General features: G+C 34.1%; 19 protein-coding genes. 3 read left to right on the top strand and 16 right to left on the bottom strand.

Annotation, left to right across the window (positions count from 1 at the left end):
- Positions 1–32 precede the first annotated feature (32 nt).
- The 3 genes from DF185_RS10660 to DF185_RS10650 all read left to right on the top strand — a co-directional run bounded on the left by DF185_RS10660 (position 33) and on the right by DF185_RS10650 (position 4,704).
- Positions 33–2,423 (top strand): ABC transporter substrate binding protein, encoded by a 2,391-nt coding sequence (locus DF185_RS10660; protein ID WP_165836006.1) that lies wholly within the window; start codon positions 33–35, stop codon positions 2,421–2,423.
- 28 nt (positions 2,424–2,451) lie between these two features.
- The gene (locus DF185_RS10655; RefSeq protein WP_110360733.1) at positions 2,452–3,897 is read left to right on the top strand and encodes a sigma-54-dependent transcriptional regulator; all 1,446 of its coding nucleotides are present in this window, start codon (positions 2,452–2,454) and stop codon (positions 3,895–3,897) included.
- Positions 3,898–4,188: 291 nt separating this feature from the next.
- Entirely contained in the window at positions 4,189–4,704 is a 516-nt protein-coding gene (locus DF185_RS10650; protein WP_110360732.1) for an LUD domain-containing protein, read from the top strand.
- Between the two features lie 79 nt (positions 4,705–4,783).
- Here DF185_RS10650 and DF185_RS10645 read toward each other — a convergent pair whose 3' ends face one another.
- The 16 genes from DF185_RS10645 to DF185_RS10575 all read right to left on the bottom strand — a co-directional run bounded on the left by DF185_RS10645 (position 4,784) and on the right by DF185_RS10575 (position 17,653).
- Positions 4,784–5,395 carry an FMN-dependent NADH-azoreductase gene (locus DF185_RS10645; RefSeq protein ID WP_110360731.1) on the bottom strand — a complete coding sequence of 204 codons (612 nt, stop codon included), beginning with the start codon at positions 5,393–5,395 and terminating at the stop codon, positions 4,784–4,786.
- Positions 5,396–5,456: 61 nt separating this feature from the next.
- Positions 5,457–6,020 (bottom strand): YceI family protein, encoded by a 564-nt coding sequence (locus DF185_RS10640; protein ID WP_110360730.1) that lies wholly within the window; start codon positions 6,018–6,020, stop codon positions 5,457–5,459.
- A 174-nt stretch (positions 6,021–6,194) separates the two neighbouring features.
- Positions 6,195–6,782: a Crp/Fnr family transcriptional regulator gene (locus DF185_RS10635; protein WP_110360729.1), complete on the bottom strand. Its 588-nt coding sequence runs from the start codon at positions 6,780–6,782 to the stop codon at positions 6,195–6,197.
- Between the two features lie 111 nt (positions 6,783–6,893).
- Complete coding sequence (locus DF185_RS10630; protein ID WP_110360728.1) at positions 6,894–8,585, bottom strand: beta-N-acetylhexosaminidase; 1,692 nt, start codon at positions 8,583–8,585, stop codon at positions 6,894–6,896.
- Positions 8,586–8,625: 40 nt separating this feature from the next.
- Positions 8,626–9,225 (bottom strand): rubredoxin-like domain-containing protein, encoded by a 600-nt coding sequence (locus tag DF185_RS10625; protein WP_110360727.1) that lies wholly within the window; start codon positions 9,223–9,225, stop codon positions 8,626–8,628.
- 154 nt (positions 9,226–9,379) lie between these two features.
- Complete coding sequence (locus DF185_RS24210) at positions 9,380–9,601, bottom strand: PLDc N-terminal domain-containing protein (RefSeq protein WP_110360726.1); 222 nt, start codon at positions 9,599–9,601, stop codon at positions 9,380–9,382.
- Positions 9,602–9,605: 4 nt separating this feature from the next.
- Positions 9,606–9,776 carry a hypothetical protein gene (locus DF185_RS23585; protein ID WP_165836005.1) on the bottom strand — a complete coding sequence of 57 codons (171 nt, stop codon included), beginning with the start codon at positions 9,774–9,776 and terminating at the stop codon, positions 9,606–9,608.
- 11 nt (positions 9,777–9,787) lie between these two features.
- The gene (gene lgt / locus DF185_RS10615; RefSeq protein WP_110360725.1) at positions 9,788–10,630 is read right to left on the bottom strand and encodes a prolipoprotein diacylglyceryl transferase; all 843 of its coding nucleotides are present in this window, start codon (positions 10,628–10,630) and stop codon (positions 9,788–9,790) included.
- Between the two features lie 32 nt (positions 10,631–10,662).
- Positions 10,663–11,232, bottom strand: coding sequence for a hypothetical protein (locus DF185_RS10610; protein ID WP_110360724.1), 570 nt, complete (start codon positions 11,230–11,232; stop codon positions 10,663–10,665).
- Between the two features lie 210 nt (positions 11,233–11,442).
- Positions 11,443–11,832, bottom strand: coding sequence for a putative signal transducing protein (locus tag DF185_RS10605; RefSeq protein ID WP_133250017.1), 390 nt, complete (start codon positions 11,830–11,832; stop codon positions 11,443–11,445).
- Positions 11,829–12,470 carry a SanA/YdcF family protein gene (locus DF185_RS10600; RefSeq protein ID WP_207784627.1) on the bottom strand — a complete coding sequence of 214 codons (642 nt, stop codon included), beginning with the start codon at positions 12,468–12,470 and terminating at the stop codon, positions 11,829–11,831. Before DF185_RS10600 ends, DF185_RS10605 begins: the two co-directional genes overlap by 4 nt.
- Before the next feature lie 210 nt (positions 12,471–12,680).
- On the bottom strand, positions 12,681–12,956 hold the full coding sequence (locus tag DF185_RS10595; RefSeq protein WP_110360722.1) for a hypothetical protein: 276 nt from the start codon (positions 12,954–12,956) through the stop codon (positions 12,681–12,683).
- A 118-nt stretch (positions 12,957–13,074) separates the two neighbouring features.
- Positions 13,075–14,460, bottom strand: a complete 1,386-nt coding sequence (locus tag DF185_RS10590; protein WP_110360721.1) for a DUF4932 domain-containing protein — start codon at positions 14,458–14,460, stop codon at positions 13,075–13,077.
- Positions 14,461–14,531: 71 nt separating this feature from the next.
- Positions 14,532–15,758 carry a hypothetical protein gene (locus tag DF185_RS10585; RefSeq protein ID WP_110360720.1) on the bottom strand — a complete coding sequence of 409 codons (1,227 nt, stop codon included), beginning with the start codon at positions 15,756–15,758 and terminating at the stop codon, positions 14,532–14,534.
- A gap of 90 nt (positions 15,759–15,848) precedes the next feature.
- The gene (gene tnpA, locus DF185_RS10580) at positions 15,849–16,316 is read right to left on the bottom strand and encodes an IS200/IS605 family transposase (protein ID WP_110360719.1); all 468 of its coding nucleotides are present in this window, start codon (positions 16,314–16,316) and stop codon (positions 15,849–15,851) included.
- A gap of 209 nt (positions 16,317–16,525) precedes the next feature.
- Positions 16,526–17,653, bottom strand: coding sequence for a TlpA disulfide reductase family protein (locus tag DF185_RS10575; protein WP_110360718.1), 1,128 nt, complete (start codon positions 17,651–17,653; stop codon positions 16,526–16,528).
- Between the last annotated feature and the right edge of the window lie 106 nt (positions 17,654–17,759).

The raw sequence follows: 17,759 nt of genomic DNA, 5'->3' as shown, positions 1-17,759 counted from the left end.
TGGGCATGTATTTCTTATCAATCAAATATGATATGAGGTGTTTACGCAATTTATTAATCATTTTTTTTCTGTTTAGTTCAATTATTGCTTATTCCAATGGCAGGAAAAAAATACTAGTTCTTCATTCTTATCATCAAGGTTTGCGTTGGACCGATAATGTAAACCTAGGTATTCAATCTGTTATGGATTCCGTTGGGAATAAATACGAGCTTGATTACGAGTATCTTGATACCAAAAGGAACCCATCTCCCGAATACCTTGAGAAGCTAATTGAATTGTATGATTTGAAGCTGATGAAGGAAAAATATGATGCTATTATTGTTTCCGACAATAATGCTCTCTCTTTCGTTCGAAATAATGGGGACAAATACTTTAAGAATACACCAATAGTTTTTTGTGGGATTAATCATTTTAAAGATGAAATGATTGAAGGAATGCAAAATATAACAGGTGTTGCCGAGGAAGTGGACTGGGATGGAGTAATTGATCTTATTTTAAAGACAAGGCCCAATACCAAACAACTTGTTGTAGTCAATGATAATATTACTACAACGGGAAAGCTCAACAAGTTGTCTATGGTAGATGTACAAAAAAAGTATAGAGATCAACTGGAGTTTATCTATTACGAAGATAAAACCATGGATGAATTGGTTACGGATGTTAAAAAAGTGCGGGGGGATACATCTATTTTGCTACTTACTTTTAATAAGGATAAGGAAGGGAAGTTTATTAGCTTTCAGGATAACCTGGACCTTTTAATTCCTGCCAGTAAGGTTCCCGTTTATATTGTTTGGTCATTCTATGTTAACGATGGTGTAATAGGAGGGAAAATTGTAAAAGGAAGTTTTCAGGGAGAGATGGCTGCCAAAATGGTGGATGACATTCTGAATGGAACACCCATTGATTCAATTCCTATTTACCGAGAACCATTGGACCAATATGTTGTAAACTACAATGAAATAAAACGCTTCAATATTGATGATGACGTTTTGCCAAAGGGAACATTTCTTCGAAATTCTCCTCGGTCGTTCTATAGTGAACACAAGGAGTGGGTTCATATTGTTCTGGGAATCATATCTATTTCTACCCTTATTATTGTAGTTCTATCAAGAGCAATCATCAGAAGAATAAGAGCTGAACGAGCTTTGATCAAAGAGAAAGAAAGGTTAAAAATATCAGTCAAGCATGAGCGATTGTTGGGTATAATTGGACGTCTACTGAATGCTTCCGCCGATTTTAAACATGTTTTAGATGATGTTCTAAAATTGATGACAGAAGAATTGAATGTAGCCAGAATTAGTCTTTATTCGATTCAATCATCTGATGACTTTGCTGTAAAAATTAAAAGTAGAATATCTACCAAAGGGAAAAATATAAAAGATGTTGACCAGTTCTATTTTTCGGAATTGGAGGATGTTATTGCACGTTTGCAAAAACACAGGAGTATTGTATCGAATGACCTTTCTAATTTAGGTGATAAGGCAAGAGAATTCTATCGCAAAAGAAATATCAAATCTGTGGTAATATTGCCTGTTGTTGTTGAGAAAAAGGTACTTGGCCTAATGGGGTTTTCTCAAAATCAGCAATACAAATGGACAAGAGATGAAATTTCTATCTTTTTTAGTACTGTTAATATGATTGCCAATGCATGGGAGCGAAATTCGTTGATGGAGGCAAGAATTGAGGCGGAACAAAAAAATCTGGATGCCATACGATTATTGGAAGAGTCATCCCGATTGGCCTCTATTGGAGTTATGGCAGCGGGAATTACGCATGAAATCAATCAGCCATTAAATGCAATAAAAATTACCGCAGATAGTGTTTTGTTCTGGCAAAAAAGAAATCCAGGTGAATTACCTGAAATGTTTACCCGAAAAATTAAGACCATATCTGAAGGGACAGAGCGAATAGATTCCATTATCAAGCACATGCGTAAATTTTGGGAGAAACCAAGGGATATTGAAAGTGAGACCGTTGATATGCTAAGTGCGGTTAATAGTGCATTGTCTTTGGTGGAAAGACAAGTTTACGATCACAGTATTGAGTTACAAAGTGATTTGCCTACAGAGAAGATCTTAGTGCATTCCAACTTTATCCAGTTTGAGCAAATTGTTGTTAATTTGATTGTAAATTCGATTCATTCATTGGATAAGGTGAAAAAGGAATCCAAACGAATTTCAATCAGATTGAGCAAGGACAAGGATTATGGTATTTTTGAAATCCATGACAATGGAACAGGAATAGATGAAGAAATTCAAGATAAGATTTATGATCCATTGTTTACCACCAAAGGACCTGAATCGGGAAGTGGTTTGGGAATGGCCATCGTAAAATCTTTTATCGATCGATTCCAAGGAGACATTTCCAACTATAACAATGCAGATGGAGGTGCAAGTTTTATCGTTAAATTTAAATTACAATAGTAAGTTTTTTATATAAAAGCTATTAATCATGAGGATATTAATTGTTGATGATGATATTTCCAGTGGTGCTGCAGTTGCCGAATTTATTGAGGAGCAATTGGGACATCAGATTAGTTTATGCCATAATGGAGAAGAAGCATTAAGATTGATGCAAACGGAAGATTATCGAATGGTAATATCCGACATGAGAATGCCTGGTATTTCTGGTTTGGAATTGTTGAAGAGAATTAAAAGTACACAAGAAGGTAAAGCTATTGAAGTGGTGATTATGACTGGCTTTGGTGATATGGAAACCTCTATAGAAGCCTTACGTGGAGGTGCTTATGATTATCTTTTAAAACCTGTTAATATTGAAGAATTGGCAATTCTAATTGAAAGGGTTGCTGAAAATATTAGACTGAAAACTGAAAATCGGGATTTAAAGGAGAATTTCGAAAGAGAAATTACTTCGGTAAAAAAGGATGAGGCAGAGAGAATTCATTATTACGAAACTACCATTAGAGAGATTACCTCTGTGGGTAAAATTGGTGTATTCTCGGATGCAATGCGTGGTGTTGTGCGTATGGCAGAGCAATTTCACGAAGATCGATCGGTTCCTGTGTTGATTGAAGGTGAAACAGGTACTGGTAAGGAGGTCATGGCAAGATTGGTTCATTTTGGTCAGGAATCAGATACGCTGAAGCCTTTCATTTCAATAAACTGTTCGGCAATCTCTCCAACCTTATTCGAGAGTGAACTGTTTGGTTATGCCGATGGTGCTTTTACAGGAGCTAAAAAAGAGGGTAAACCAGGTAAATTGGAGTTGGCACAAGGAGGCACATTATTTCTTGATGAAATTGGAGAAATGCCTCTGGATATGCAACCAAAGCTGTTGAGAGTTCTGCAGCAAAAAGAAATGTACCGTGTTGGAGGTAGTCAGGCCATTGAATTGGATGTGCGAATTATTTGTGCAACCAATCGAAATTTAAAAGAAATGGTTTCTGAAAAGACCTTCCGAAGCGATTTGTATTATCGTTTAAATACTGGCCGCTTATACATTCCAGCATTAAAGGAACGAAAAGAGGCTATTCTATCATTTTCACAGATCTTTTTGGATCAATATGCCAAAAAGCGCGGTCGTAAATTCAAGTTCATAAGCAAAGACGCTCAATCGATATTGAAGGATTACGATTGGCCAGGTAATATTCGTGAACTAAAAAATACCATCGAAAGAGCGACACTTTTGTATAATGATATCGAACTAAAACCTGAGCACATTAGATTTCTTCAGGCAGAAGATGAAGAGATTGCAGCAGGAGATCAACCTCTTATTCCAGGAAGAATCATACTGCCAGAAAATGAACTTCATATTGAACAATTGGAATTGGAGATTGTAAGAAAGGCTCTAAAAAAGTTTGATAACAATAAATCTAAAACTGCAGAATATTTGGGAATAACCAGAAGTGCACTCCGAAGCAGAATGAATAAATTGTAGTGTTTTTAAGCTTTCTTAAAATGTGAAAAAAATCCACAGTCGGGGAGAAAATTCACACTTTTAAATCGGCAGTTAATGTGCAATTTGGACCGATTGTGCGAATTTGCCACAAGCATAGAATTAAGTGTGCAAAATTGAACACTTTTAGTATGAATAGATAGTGTGTAAGCTAGTTGTTAATGTGCAGTAAATCAACTGTGTAACAAAACTTGAGTTTTCTTAACTTTTACAATCATTTTTTGGCATTCCTTTTGCCTTTTAGATGACAGTTTTAATTAAAATCTAAAAGGTATGGAAGTCAGAACATTTACACAGAAGCAAAATTTATTTTCGACAGAAAACAGGAGAGACCTTTTGGATTCATTTTTAGCGAATTCAAACCAATTGGGGAATGACTCTCTTAAAGTAGATCAGGAATTATTTATTGAAGCAGCAAGCAAGGAAAACGTTCAGTTTGAATTTATACGCTTGAGTAGTATTGACCTGCACAAAAAGTCATTTGAGATCAGTAATGCTAAAAATGCAATAATTGAAGCAGAATATGCAATTGCTGATTCAGGAAGATTGATCATTGATACTCAAGATTCAGATCAATTGTTGACCATATTTTTGGCAGAGACCTTACACATTATTGTTCCTTCAAGTAAAATATTACACTCAATGGATGATTTGGAATTGATTAAAGGAAAAAAAGCCATTGATGTGGGTAGGGGAATTGCTAGCTTAACAAGTTCTGGCAGCAATAAGGGTTTAAGCTTTTCATCCAAAGTAATTAAGACTTTGGTCTACGTAATAGAAGATTTGTAAAAATCAGACGAAATAATAAAAAAAGGAGATGTTTAATAAATACATCTCCTTTTGTATTTTATGCCTCTTCCTTAAAAGATTATAGACTCCATTTCTGAATTATTGAATCTATTTTTTGTTTTGCATTTGTGACTTCTAATTCGATGCTATCAGGATTTCCACTGCTTGCATGAACAAAGTCGTATTCTTTAATGCCCATGAAGTCGAGCTCTATTTTTAGAAGTGTTTTTACATTATCTAAAAATTCATAATCACCCAGATACTTACCTGCACTGGTGTAAAGTGTTACAAATTTCATTTTATCCATTAATCCAACGGGAGTTCCATTTTCATATCTAAATACTTTACCGCTTTGCATGATCGCATCTAAATATACTTTTACGATTCCTGGCAATGAAAAATTGTGCATAGGAAGAGCTAGTACTATCAAATCTGCATTTACAAATTGTTCATTTAGGTCATCAAGTGGTTTTATAGCTTCTGATTCTTTTGAATCAAGTTCCATTTCGCCAAAGTTTCTTTTGGCATAAGCACCTAATGTAAGCTCATCGAAATATTTTGGAGGCGATTTAAGCAAGTCAACTTCCGTGATAGTATGTTTTGAATTTAAATTTTCTGTAAAATGGTTTAATAAACCTAAAGTGTTTGATTTGCTACCTGATGGTAGGTATTTTACTATTAAAATATTCATGATCTTCTTGTTTTTAATTGGAACGGTATGGTATTAATCCCACACAATACTTGATGAAGAATTAAATACTAAGTGTAATATCTAGAGTAAAGATATCTCCAATAGCCTTATCGCCTAGGTTGTCGAAGAATGAATTTGAACCATATCGAACATCAAATTTTGAACGGTCGATCTTAAGTTGTGCAGTATAGTTGCTTCCATCTTTAAAAACATCAAAACTTAAGCTTTCTGTTTTGCCTTTAATGGTAAGCTCACCTGTTACTTCAGCTTTACCATTGTTAAACTTTGTGGCTTTAGTTACCACAAACTTCGAATTTGAATATTTTTCCACTCCAAAGAAATCATCTGACTTTAAATGGCCAACTAACTTTTGATTGTACCCTTGATCTTTAATGTCGGAAACAGTAATGCTGTTCATATCCATTACGATTTCACCGCCAACAATTTTATCGCTCTTTAAAGAAAGAAATCCATATTCAATTTTGATTTCCCCATTATGAGATCCACCTATTTTTGTTCCAGTCCATTTAACTTGAGATTCATTAATCTTAACTTCGCTTTTTTGTGCGAATACCGATATGCCAGTTACAAACACTAGCGCTAATAATAAACTTACCTTTTTCATGACTTATAATTTATTTATTGTATTAAAATTGTATTCTTCTGTTTTGAATATCTTTTAATACAAATGTAAATGCATGAAAGCTTGAAGTACTTGACCTGTGTTAAGAAATAAAATTGATCTATGTCAAGTGAAGTTTAGAAAAAATAAATAATGGGGTATTGAAAAATCAGGAGTCTATTGATTATTTTTTTTTCTGATTCGACTAAGACTTTCTGGTGTTATACCAAGATAAGAGGCAATATAGGTAAGAGGAACTCTTTGAAACATATCAGGATGTTCTTTAAGCATATCGTTGTATCTATCAATCGCCGGTTCCCACATATTAGCATTTAAGCGCTTTAATGTGTTTACATAGGCCTTTTGAAAAAGGATTCTAAAATAACGATCAAAGGCAGGAACTTCATCATATAACTGATCCAAACGATCTTTAGAAATGCGAATATATTGAGTGTCCTCTAGTGCTTCTATATAATATTTCGAAGGTTTCTGACTGAAAAAGCTTTCAAGATCACCAATCCAATTATTATCAAACCTAAGGTGATAGATGTGTTCCACTCCTTTATCATCTATATAATAAGTCCGCATGCATCCGTTTACAATAAAATAATTGTACTTGCAAATTTCTCCTGGTACCAATAAATCTTTTTTCTTTCTAATTGTGGCTTGTTCAAATGCGGATAAAATAGCAGATTCATCATCCCTAGTGATGTTCACCCATTTCTTAACGTAGTAGATAAGTTTGTTTTCTTCAGGAGTTGTCATTACAATTGATTTCTTTCTTGAACTTTAAAAATATATGTGAGAGTTGAATTATGCAAGAAGGCAACTTCCAGAATTGGAAATTGCCTATTAATATCTTGTTTTATTTCAAACTTATTCCTGATTCTCAAAAACGTGCTTTGCGTAATTCAAGCCCAATTCGTCATAATTGTTTTTGAAGGTGGATAATCTCACTTTAAAATCATCCCAGTTTTTCAATTTTTTCTGCGACCACAATGATTCAGAAAGAGCTGTTAGTCGTGGCAAGAGCATATACTCGGCATACTCTTCAGTTCCGATGTATTCTGTCCATAAGTTTGCTTGTCCACCCAAAATGTATTTGTGCTTACTTGCTTCCAATTCATCAGGAGTAGGATCGAAAGAATAAACCTTTTCTACAGGAAGAAATCCACCAATTGCAATGGGTTCGTTTGTTCTGTCTTTGGCTTGATAATGATCAAAGTAGCAATGGGAATTTGGCGACATGATCACATTGTGCTCTGCATTAGCTGCTTCAATTCCTCCTTTATTGCCTCTCCACGACATCACAGTAGCATTTGGAGCCAAGCCTCCTTCCAGAATTTCATCCCATCCAATGATGTTTTTTCCTTTGCTGTTCACAAATTTTTCGATTCTATGAATGAAATAGCTTTGTAGTTCATGTTCATCCTTTAAGCCATGCTCTTTTTTCCTTTTCTGACAAAGAGGACACCTTTTCCAGTTTCCTTTCGGACATTCATCGCCACCAATGTGGATGTATTTCGAAGGGAACAATTCAATTACCTCACTTAGGATATTTTCAAGAACTTCAAATGTTTCTTCTTTCCCAGCGCAATAGACATCATCATATACGCCCCATGATTCCTGTACGATTTTAGGTTTGCCATTTTTTTGAGCTTCTTTTGATCCTTGGGAAATCCTATCTTTTGGAACAGTACTGTTTTCTTTTGGAAAACAGCTTAGGTTTGGATACGCTGCAATAGTGGCACTACTGTGACCAGGAAGTTCAATTTCGGGAATTACAGTGATGTGATTTTGGGCTGCATAAGCAATCACTTCCTTAACTTCTTCCTGAGTGTAATAACCTCCATACCTAAGGTTGTCATTTTCACTTCCCGGGTAATTGCCCACAATGGTTCCATTCCTCCAAGCTCCTACTTCAGTTAGCTTTGGATATTTCTTGATTTCAATTCGCCAGCCTTGATCTTCGGTTAAATGCCAATGAAACGAATTCAATTTGTGCATCGCTAAAATATCAATATATCGTTTGATAAAATCTACCGAGAAGAAATGTCGGGCTACATCCAAATGCATGCCTCTGTATGCATATCTTGGAGCATCCGTGATAAGAGTAGATGGAATGCTGGAAATTGCAGATTCATTTTCCCACAGCACTTTATTTTGAATTAGTTGACGTAAACTTTGTATTCCATAGAATATACCTTTGGCAGTTTTACCACTAATTTGAACCTTGTTGTAATCAACAGATAGTGTGTAAGCTTCTTCAGATACCAATGCAGAATCTATAATTAAATTGATATTGCCCGAGGTTTTATCTGTAAATTGGATTTCCTTTCCTGTTGAAAGTGATAAAATCTCTGCAAGATATTGCCCTTCGACTTTCAGACCTTTATTAGCTGTTATTATTGTGTTTTGATCTATAATAAACCGACCATTTTTAACTTGTAAATCAATTGGCTTAGGAATAATTGCATAATCCTGATTAGAATTTACGTAATCCTTCATTTTATTTTGGCAGGATGCTAAAGTAAAAAGGCACGCCAAGCTTAAGAGTAGATTCTTCATTATTATTATCTAAAAGATTGAATTGTAAAATATGATACCTTTAAAACTTCCTTCCCCATATTTTAACAGCGCCACCCATACCAATATTCATTAATCGTTTGCCGGCATGTCCAAGTACAATACCACAGATTAATGCTATAGTACCACAAATCAATAATAAAATCTTAGACTGTAAATCATCAATTCCTTTCCATGCTAAAAATGGAGTGAAAAAAGATGCAATAAGCATTATGGTACTGTAAATGATTTTCTTTTTAAGAATAGGAGTGGTTACCGATTTAAAACGCAATTTTCCATCAATCATTCCACTTAAAAAGGCACCAAAAACAGTAAATGGAAAGATTACTGCTGAAAATTTGGCTGTACCCAATAATATTTCAGGGTAGAAATTTGGAAAGAATAGATTGATCAATAATGCCTGTAGTGCAAAAACCAAAGTGGTTTGAGGGAAATGAACTGCAATAGGATGTAAATCGAGATGTAAGATTTTACTACGCCCAGGAGACATTCTTTCTTTGTATTGTTCGAATACTTTTTTTGGCAAACCACAAGCAGGGCACACATCCTGTAGTTCGCTTTCTTTCATTACATAGCCACAAGGTTTACAGATATACAGTTTTTCTTCTTGCTTTTCTTTCATAGTTGGTTAATTTTTTTAGGTTATAGAACGCCTAAATTTACCAAATCATACAAAACAATATGTCAAAACATATATTGGACTAAATATAAATTAACTATTAATGAAGTTATCTTTTTTGCTATTACACGGATTTTAGTGGCTTGAATTATGAATTTTACCTGAATATTTTGGATTGATTACCCACAAATAAGTAAATAATTGAACCTAATAAAGGCACGAATAAAACAAGAAGTAAGAATAATAGCTTACCGGTTTCCGTTAATTGTTTGTTTCTAATGATATGAACGATTGCAAATAGCCATGCAAAAAGTACGATGATTATAAAAGATAAAAATATCCAAATAGATGTTCCCAATTCTGGTGTTACAAGTTCCATAATCTTAATTTTTAAATTTCCTTTCAATTTGTTGTCCAATAAAGTAGGCAACTAGAATTGGAATTAATGCATAGCCAATATAATTCTCGAGTAATTCGAAGTGGTCCAATCCTGTTAGAATAAGTGTTGTTAATATGACAAATAATACATCAATTATTATCTTATTTCTTCTCATATTTCTATAATTTAAACTTGTAAGCTCAATTGTTTTCTGGTTTTTCTGATTCCATAAGTAACAAATCCAAGCCCAACAATAATGTAAGGTATACTTAATAATTGTCCCATGTTGAATTGCATGCTGGATTCAAAGGCTACCTGATTTTCCTTAATAAACTCAATAAAAAATCGAGCTGCAAATATCAGAAACAGTACGGTTCCAAAGAATACACCATTTTTGAATTGCTCTCTCTTGGTTTTATACAAAAACAGCATAAAGGCAAGAATCAAAAAGTAACAGATTGCTTCGTACAACTGTGCTGGATGTCGGGGAATATTATCGATTCTTTTGAAAATGAAAGCCCATGGTTTTGTGCTTGGCATACCAACAATCTCCGAGTTCATTAAATTGGCCAAGCGGATAAAACCAGCAGCCAAACCAGTAACAACAGCAATCAAATCGATGGTGTCGAGCATAGCATGTTTGGTTTTGCGAGAATACACAAATAAGGCAATGATTAAGCCCAGTGCACCTCCATGGCTGGCTAAACCTCTATAGCCTGTAAACTCAAATCCACCATTGGATGTAAACTGAATTGGCAATAATATTTCCAAAGGATGATTAAAGTAATAGCCAGGCTCGTAAAAAAAACAATGTCCTAGTCGGGCACCAAGCAGAATACCTATTACTCCATACATAGATAGTTTTTCTAAATTGGCTTCAGGGAGTTTTTCCTCTTTAAAGATCCATTTCAAAACAGTAATCGATAAGAGGATACCACTAAGAAATAGTACACTATAATATCGTATGGATAAACCTAAAATATTGACAATTTCAGGATCTGGATTCCAGTTTATTTGGGTTAAAATCATTTTTTCGTTAAAGTATTATTCTTGAATTGTAATTATTGACACACTTTTGAAATCAAGCTTTTAAAAATTTCTAGTATAATTTCAAATTCTTCAGTCTCATCTATATGTCGATCTGCTAAAATAAAAAGCTCACCGTTAGCAAGATGAAAGTTGGAAATATTATTCTTTAGTAGAAGATTTTTTAAATTACTATCCGACAAAATATCCTTCATTTTGCTTTCATTATTTGTAGTAATCAGATATCTATCATCAAATTCTTTGTCACCAATTTCAATTTCTTGGTTATAAATCGATTTTATAATTTTTTCAATTAAATCTTCGAATGTGATATAGAAGCGGAAATCCTTTATTCCTAAATGGCAGGTAACTCTTAAAAGATTAATGTCTGATTCCTCAAACCGAATGATGTAATTTTTAATTGGAATCTCCATGATCAAACGACTAAAGGTATTATCGCCTGTTCGTTTTATTTGTAGTGTACCATTGTTTTCTTTGGAAAACTCTTCCCAGGTTTTAATTTTTTTCTCAACGTCGATGTATGGTGTTGCAGAAGGAATAAAAGCACGCATCACTCTTTCTATTTTCTCGATCAAATCAGGCATATCTATGTTTAGTTTTTGAATTTTCTAAATTACAAATTCAACTAAACATTAAAAATGATTTGGTAAAATTATTTTTCCTAAAAACCGTAAACTGTTTTCGTGCGCCATATAATGGAGAATAATCAAATTTTGGACTATATCATTTGATTAAAACCAAAATGAAAATAAGGGTAAATGATCAGAAGTACATTATTGATTGCTTTTTCACTTCTACCTGTTTTTAAACTCAGTTTTACAGTCCTTACATAAATAGGTACTGTTAATGTTATTAAAAGGAACAGCATAAAATAAAGAGAACACAATAACAATTGTTTTTTTTAACCAGTTTTTGCCCAAACTAATTTTAATATTACTTGAGTTGCAGTTAGGGCAGGTTACTTCTTTCTGAGAGTTCAGTTCGAGTATCTCTGCGGCTTTTACGTAATCATCCTGATCGATCATAAGCTCGGCTCCAGAACCCAATATTCTATTGTAATGAGGCATTAAATTAGAGAAGTTTTCATTCGTCACAAAGCATCTAATTCCCTCATTTTCTAATCGCCCTTTTATGATATTGGCTTCTATTGGCGATTCGCATGTCATTAATCGTATTGTTTTCACTTTATTTCAATTTTTTCACCAAGAAACTTAGGCTGTTTACCAATAACCAAATCAATTACCATTTTAACTCTGGCAAGTTTCTCTCTAAGCTGAGTTTTAAAACCATAATGCACACTTACATCTTTAGCATTAAAACCAATTGCATGAATATCTTTGTTATTGGCAATATAAATGGCTCTTTCATTGTGAAATTGTTGTGAGATAATGGTGATGCTATTCTGACCAAAAATCTTTTTACACCGAACAACAGAATCTAGAGTTCTAAACCCTGCATAATCAAGGTATATTTTGTTGGCAGGGATGCCTTTACTAACCAAATCTTCTTTTATGGTTGATGGCTCATCATACTCCTTGGTTGAATTGTCTCCACTAACAAGTATAAATTTCACTTTACCAGCTTTGAATAATGCTACAGCGGCATCAATTCTGTACTTGTAGTAAAGATTAATCTGGCCATTTGATACATACTTTGCCGTACCAAGAAATAGGCCTACTTTATTATGAGGAATTTTCGTTGTACTATCGTAGATTTTATCAGCGGCAGCTTTTTCAACCAATTTATTAGATCCATAGATACCAATTAAAAATAGAATACCTATGAAAAACAAAGTTTTAAATGTTTTTTTTATATATTTCATTTATCTATAAAATAAATCTATAGTCATGCAGAAATAGATTGTTGAATTTAGAATTGACAACCTCTATGTTTTAGTCTCCCAAGTTACCAAATCAATTAAACATTAAAAATATATCGCTTATATTATTTGTAAAGAATACCCCCTCACCAACACCAATTATAATTTGATGTTAGCAAGGGGGTATATTTAATTTGCTGAATCCAAGTAGAATCACTTTCTGCTGTCGTACATATAGAAGCCAATCACATTTTTGTCCTTGTCAATTCTGAGTTTTTTGTAAACTCTCTGAAAATGATGCTCAGAAGTTAAAGCTGCTGATGGAATGGTATTTTTATTGGTGTCTTCCACCAAATAGGATACTACAATTTCCCAAATGTCTTCCTCTTTTAATAGTTCTGCTTGTTCTAATCTAAAATCAGGTGTATCCAGATCGGTTAAATCTTGGAGTTGTAACTTTGCGATGTCGAATAATTCTTTTAATGTCATGCTGTTGTGTTTTATAGAGCTTAAATGATGAATTGCAAAATTAACTTCGGTATGCTACAAGGTACTTAAAAAAGATAACAATCAGAATGTACATGTTTCTATATGCTATTACCCTTGTCTATTCCCCCGTTGTAAAATCCAATTCAAAACTATCTTGTAGCGGAAAACCTTTTTTATCAACATTAAAAGGAGGATGAAAATGAAGTAAATATTTTGTTTTTGGTTTTAGTTCTACCTTGATGCAAAGAAGAGTTCTTTCCTCGTTTTGCCATTCTAAATCCATTTTGGGCTGTTTGCCTTTATCGCTTATTCCGTAGCTGGCCATTGGTTTATCATACTCTATAATAATCTCTTTTAATGCAGTGCTAACATTCTTGGTTTGCTGTTTTAATGATGTACGAATAATCTTTGGACAATTGCTCTTAAATTCGCTCAACAAATCATCTGCTATTAGATTGTTCTGCACCTTAACAATTTCGGGCATAAAATCATCTAGGGTATGATATTTGGTTCTGTTCGATGAATATCGTTCCAAAGCTGCATACAATTCATCTATCCATAGAAAACCATTTGCTTTTTCAGTATTGATTAGCTTTTTTACAACTTCTTTGCTGGCTCCATTGTCCTCAAAATACCTGATGGTTGAGGCTCTCACCAGTATTTCATAAATCATGGTTTTGGCCGATCCATAGGCTTGTCTTCTCATTAAACTTGAAACAGAAGTAAATAAATCGGAAGCTTTCGATTTCATATCAGGGTAATATTTATCGCCCAATGGGTTACAAAACGAGTGGCAGAATTCATGAACCAATGTTCCCTTTTGGTACTTCTCAAAAACTGGATATCCAGTGCTGTCAATCTTGTAAGCACTCAATATGGAATAGATGTTCTCTTCGCCCGATTTGGTCTCATATTTTGGACCATAATTGCCACGGTGTAGCAAACCTACAACAATATGGTATTGACCTTTGGGTTTGTAGCCAAAAAACTCTTCGAACCACCCAGTTTTAATTTCATTGGAAACGATTTGAAAGTGCTCACAGGCCAAATCGTACATTTGTTGATTGGCTTTGTAAAATGCATTAAAATTACTTTCCTGGTAAAAACGTCGAAGAGCTAGTACAAATTCATCAGCATAATTTCCCCAACGATCATCCAAGCCATCTTTATTCAATTGTGGATTAAAATAGACCGAGCCATTTTTAATTTCCAGATGAATGGCCATCGACATTACCGCATCAAAAGATACCCCGTTTTTCTTTCTAAGTTTTTTTGTAAGCTTCACTACTTCATGATTGCTATACTTGCTAAAATATTTATCAGTTGCATCGGCATGAGTTTTAACGGTATTATTAATGTATTCAGGCGATTGAGCCAAACGGAACACCACACTTAGCAATTCAACTCGTTCATCGTATTTCGGACTTAAATTGTTTTGCGCAAAAGAGCTGATACCTGTTATCATCAGCAGCAATAGTGTTAATAATCTTGTTTTAGGTTTCATGTTAAGGTATTTGTAGGTTATTTTTTCTTTATGATTCGTCGAAAATGAGTATTCGTTTCACTAATCGTTTTTTATTTTTTAACCAAATTATAATTCATATCATTCAAGCCACTGATAAAAGAATCTATTTGTCCATCTTCATTTTCCATACCATCATTAAATCCATCAATATTTAAACTCTGTATATTCTTGATACCTACAACTTCAAACATCCTAATTAATTCAGGCCAATGTTCTTTGTCAATTTTAAAAAGAGTGCTCAATCGGTCAATCTTCCAATAACTGATATCCGACCTGTTCATACCGGTAAACTCTTTTAATCTATCACCTTCAGGTGTGGCGCTGTGTGTGATAAACAAAAAAGTTCTGACCACTAACATATCATCAATCACATTGCAAAATAGGTAACCTACCCGAACACCACCTGGTTCAATAGGTATTAGTAGGTAGCCTCGATATGATTCTAAGGATTTTAAATGCGGAAAGGTAATGGTAAGCATAAAATTTCTACTAAAAGCACCCATGGCATCCAAACGCTCCTCCATTCTTTTTAAAGCATGGGCCTGAATATAAACATCCAACTCCTTTCTTTCGCCATTGTAATGATCACCCAGTAAGGAGGAATTAATCTTTGCCCATTTATGAACATTTGCATTAGAGGGTAATCCCACTTTATAAATCGGCCTTCTAATGCCATTAATACTGATACTTTTTTTAATAGGCAAAAATGCAGTAACCTCAGGAATGTACTCAGCCATGCAAGCTCCATCTTTTCTAAGCGAGAGACAGAATATCTTCTTACTAACATCAGTAAGTGAACTAATCACTTTTATAAATACCATATTGTTATGAGCATTAAACAAATTCTCATAAGCCTCACAATCGTACTCATAATCCGGTCCTGCAAACTCAATCAGTTTTTTTCTTCTATGTTCACTTTTAACCTCTTTCTGAACAAAAAACAAGTATACCGAAAATACATTCAATTCAAAAAGTGATACTTTTTTACCATCTAAGGAGATATTTTCCTTACGCAATAATTGCTGATATAATCGGTCTACTTGTTTCAATTCAGCTTTACTAACCATGCTGTTACCAAATTTTCGGGCTGCCTTTATATGATGTACCAGCATTTGCATGTGTTCCAATTCTCTTTTGGTAAATAAATGCATAGGAAAATCGTCGCCCAGCATCTTATGCAGAACTGCTTTCATCCTCTTTTCAAATACCGATAAAGCATTTCCAGCCTTGGCACAAGTACCATTATTTTTGCGTTTCGATTTTCTTTTTTTTCCCATTGGTAAAGCTTAGTTGTATAATGATTTTTCCTATGAAGATTCTGGATCTAACGCCCCAAGTTACTTTGTCAAGGGGCGCAGCCCTAACATTTATACATTATCATACCATTCGAATAGATATTTTGAATTATAATCGACTTCAAACTTTTTCAAAAACGATAAATATTCAACTTTAAATGTCTGTTTTTTATGATGTTCTTTTTGGTTTAAAACATACTTAACTACCATGTCTATATGCGATTTTGAATAAGTAAAAGCACCATAACCATCCTGCCAAGAAAACTTTCCGGGGATATATTTTTTGTCATTCAACCAATTTGAAGAACCAGATTTTACCTGTTCCATCAATTTAGCAGGAGAGATGGTTGGATGCATTCCCACAAAAACATGTGTATGGTCGGGATTGCAATAGATAGCGTAGGTTTTACAATTGTGATTGCTAATAATGCCACACATCATTTTTTCCAGCTCATCCTTAAAATAATTTTTGATTAGGTTTTCTCGACCTTTTACAGAAAAAATGTATTGAATGTACAATTGAGTGTATGTGTTTGCCATGGTTTATAAATTAGATGTCAGGGCTATGCCCCTTTCGTTATTTACATGAACTGATGTTGCTACGAAGATTTTAGGGCTAACGCCCCATAGCTGTTTTGTTAAGGGACGTAGTCCTGCACTCTTCGTAGAATATGCAATGCGAATTGTGCTTTAGGGGCGTAGCCCTGATATCTAAATATCTTTATATCCTTCAAAAGAATGTTGCGAACCTACACCTTTAAATTTTCAATGTGTTTTTTCAATTTCTCCTCCAAATGTCCTTTGCTGTACCCCATCCATTTGTCGATAATCTTACCATCAGGATCAATTAAAATATAGGTTGGAAAGGCTGTTATGCCATATACCGAAGAAATTCCAGAGAAAGTAGATTTACCATCCGATAGGTTAACCCAAGAAATGTTTTTCTTTATAGAGACATCTTTCCATGTTTCTTCGCTACTTGCCATATTAAGGCCAATAATGCATAGTTGATCTCTATTTAGCGAATCTAATTTTTTTGTTTCAGGCATGGCCATCATGCAAGGGCCACATCCCATACTCCAAAAATCAAGTAAAAGGTATTTTCCCTTGTACTCGCTTAGCGAGTGATTTTTTCCATCGGTATCATGAGCAACAAAATCAATCATCTTATCCCCAATTTCAGGAGCTTTACGATCCTCTAAGCATGTTAAAATTCCCTGAGCATGTAATGTGTTTTTATATTCTTCATCAATTCTATTGTAAATCTCTCGAACTTCCTCTTTTGGAGTGCTTTTATCGAATTTTATTTTGTAGTACAATTTGTTTAAAGCAGTTCGACTGTTTGGATTCTCCTTGATCAGATCATACTCAATATTTTGTTTTCTCTTGTATAATGAATCTATCTCATGCATCATTTCCGATGCAATTTCTCTATTATTTATGCTTTTCATTCGTGCAATACTCAAACTATCTATTGTTGCATCCATAGTTCTAGTAGCCTCCACAAACTTATTCAACACAATTTGTTCTTTAATATTGCTGACAACCTGCCATGTAGCCAAATACTTACCGTCTCCATTTACCGTAATTTTTTCATGTTCAACCCACAGATCGCATTGTCCATAAAAATTTTGCCAATCTTTCATTCTTAGGTTCATCTTACTTGGTTGTTTTACCAGAGAATCCGAGAATTCGAAATATCCATTAATAACGGTATCGGTAGCAATACGTTTTCCCATATCACCATAGTCAATGTATAGATTTATTATGGAACTATCGGGAATGTTTGTAAGATTACCCGTTATAAGATAAGTGTCACGTTGATGCTGACATGACATTAATAGTGCAACGAAGGCAATTAATAGAATTTGTTTCATGTAATTAGTTCTTTAAAATTAGGGTTATGAAAATCTCTTTTTGTTATTGTATGTGAATTAGATTTCAGGGCTAACGCCCCTCAGCTTGCTTCAAAGCTTTTTATCT

This window comes from Marinifilum breve (assembly GCF_003202155.1).
Classification (GTDB): domain Bacteria; phylum Bacteroidota; class Bacteroidia; order Bacteroidales; family Marinifilaceae; genus Marinifilum; species Marinifilum breve.
This window is presented reverse-complemented; position numbering and strand designations above follow the sequence as displayed.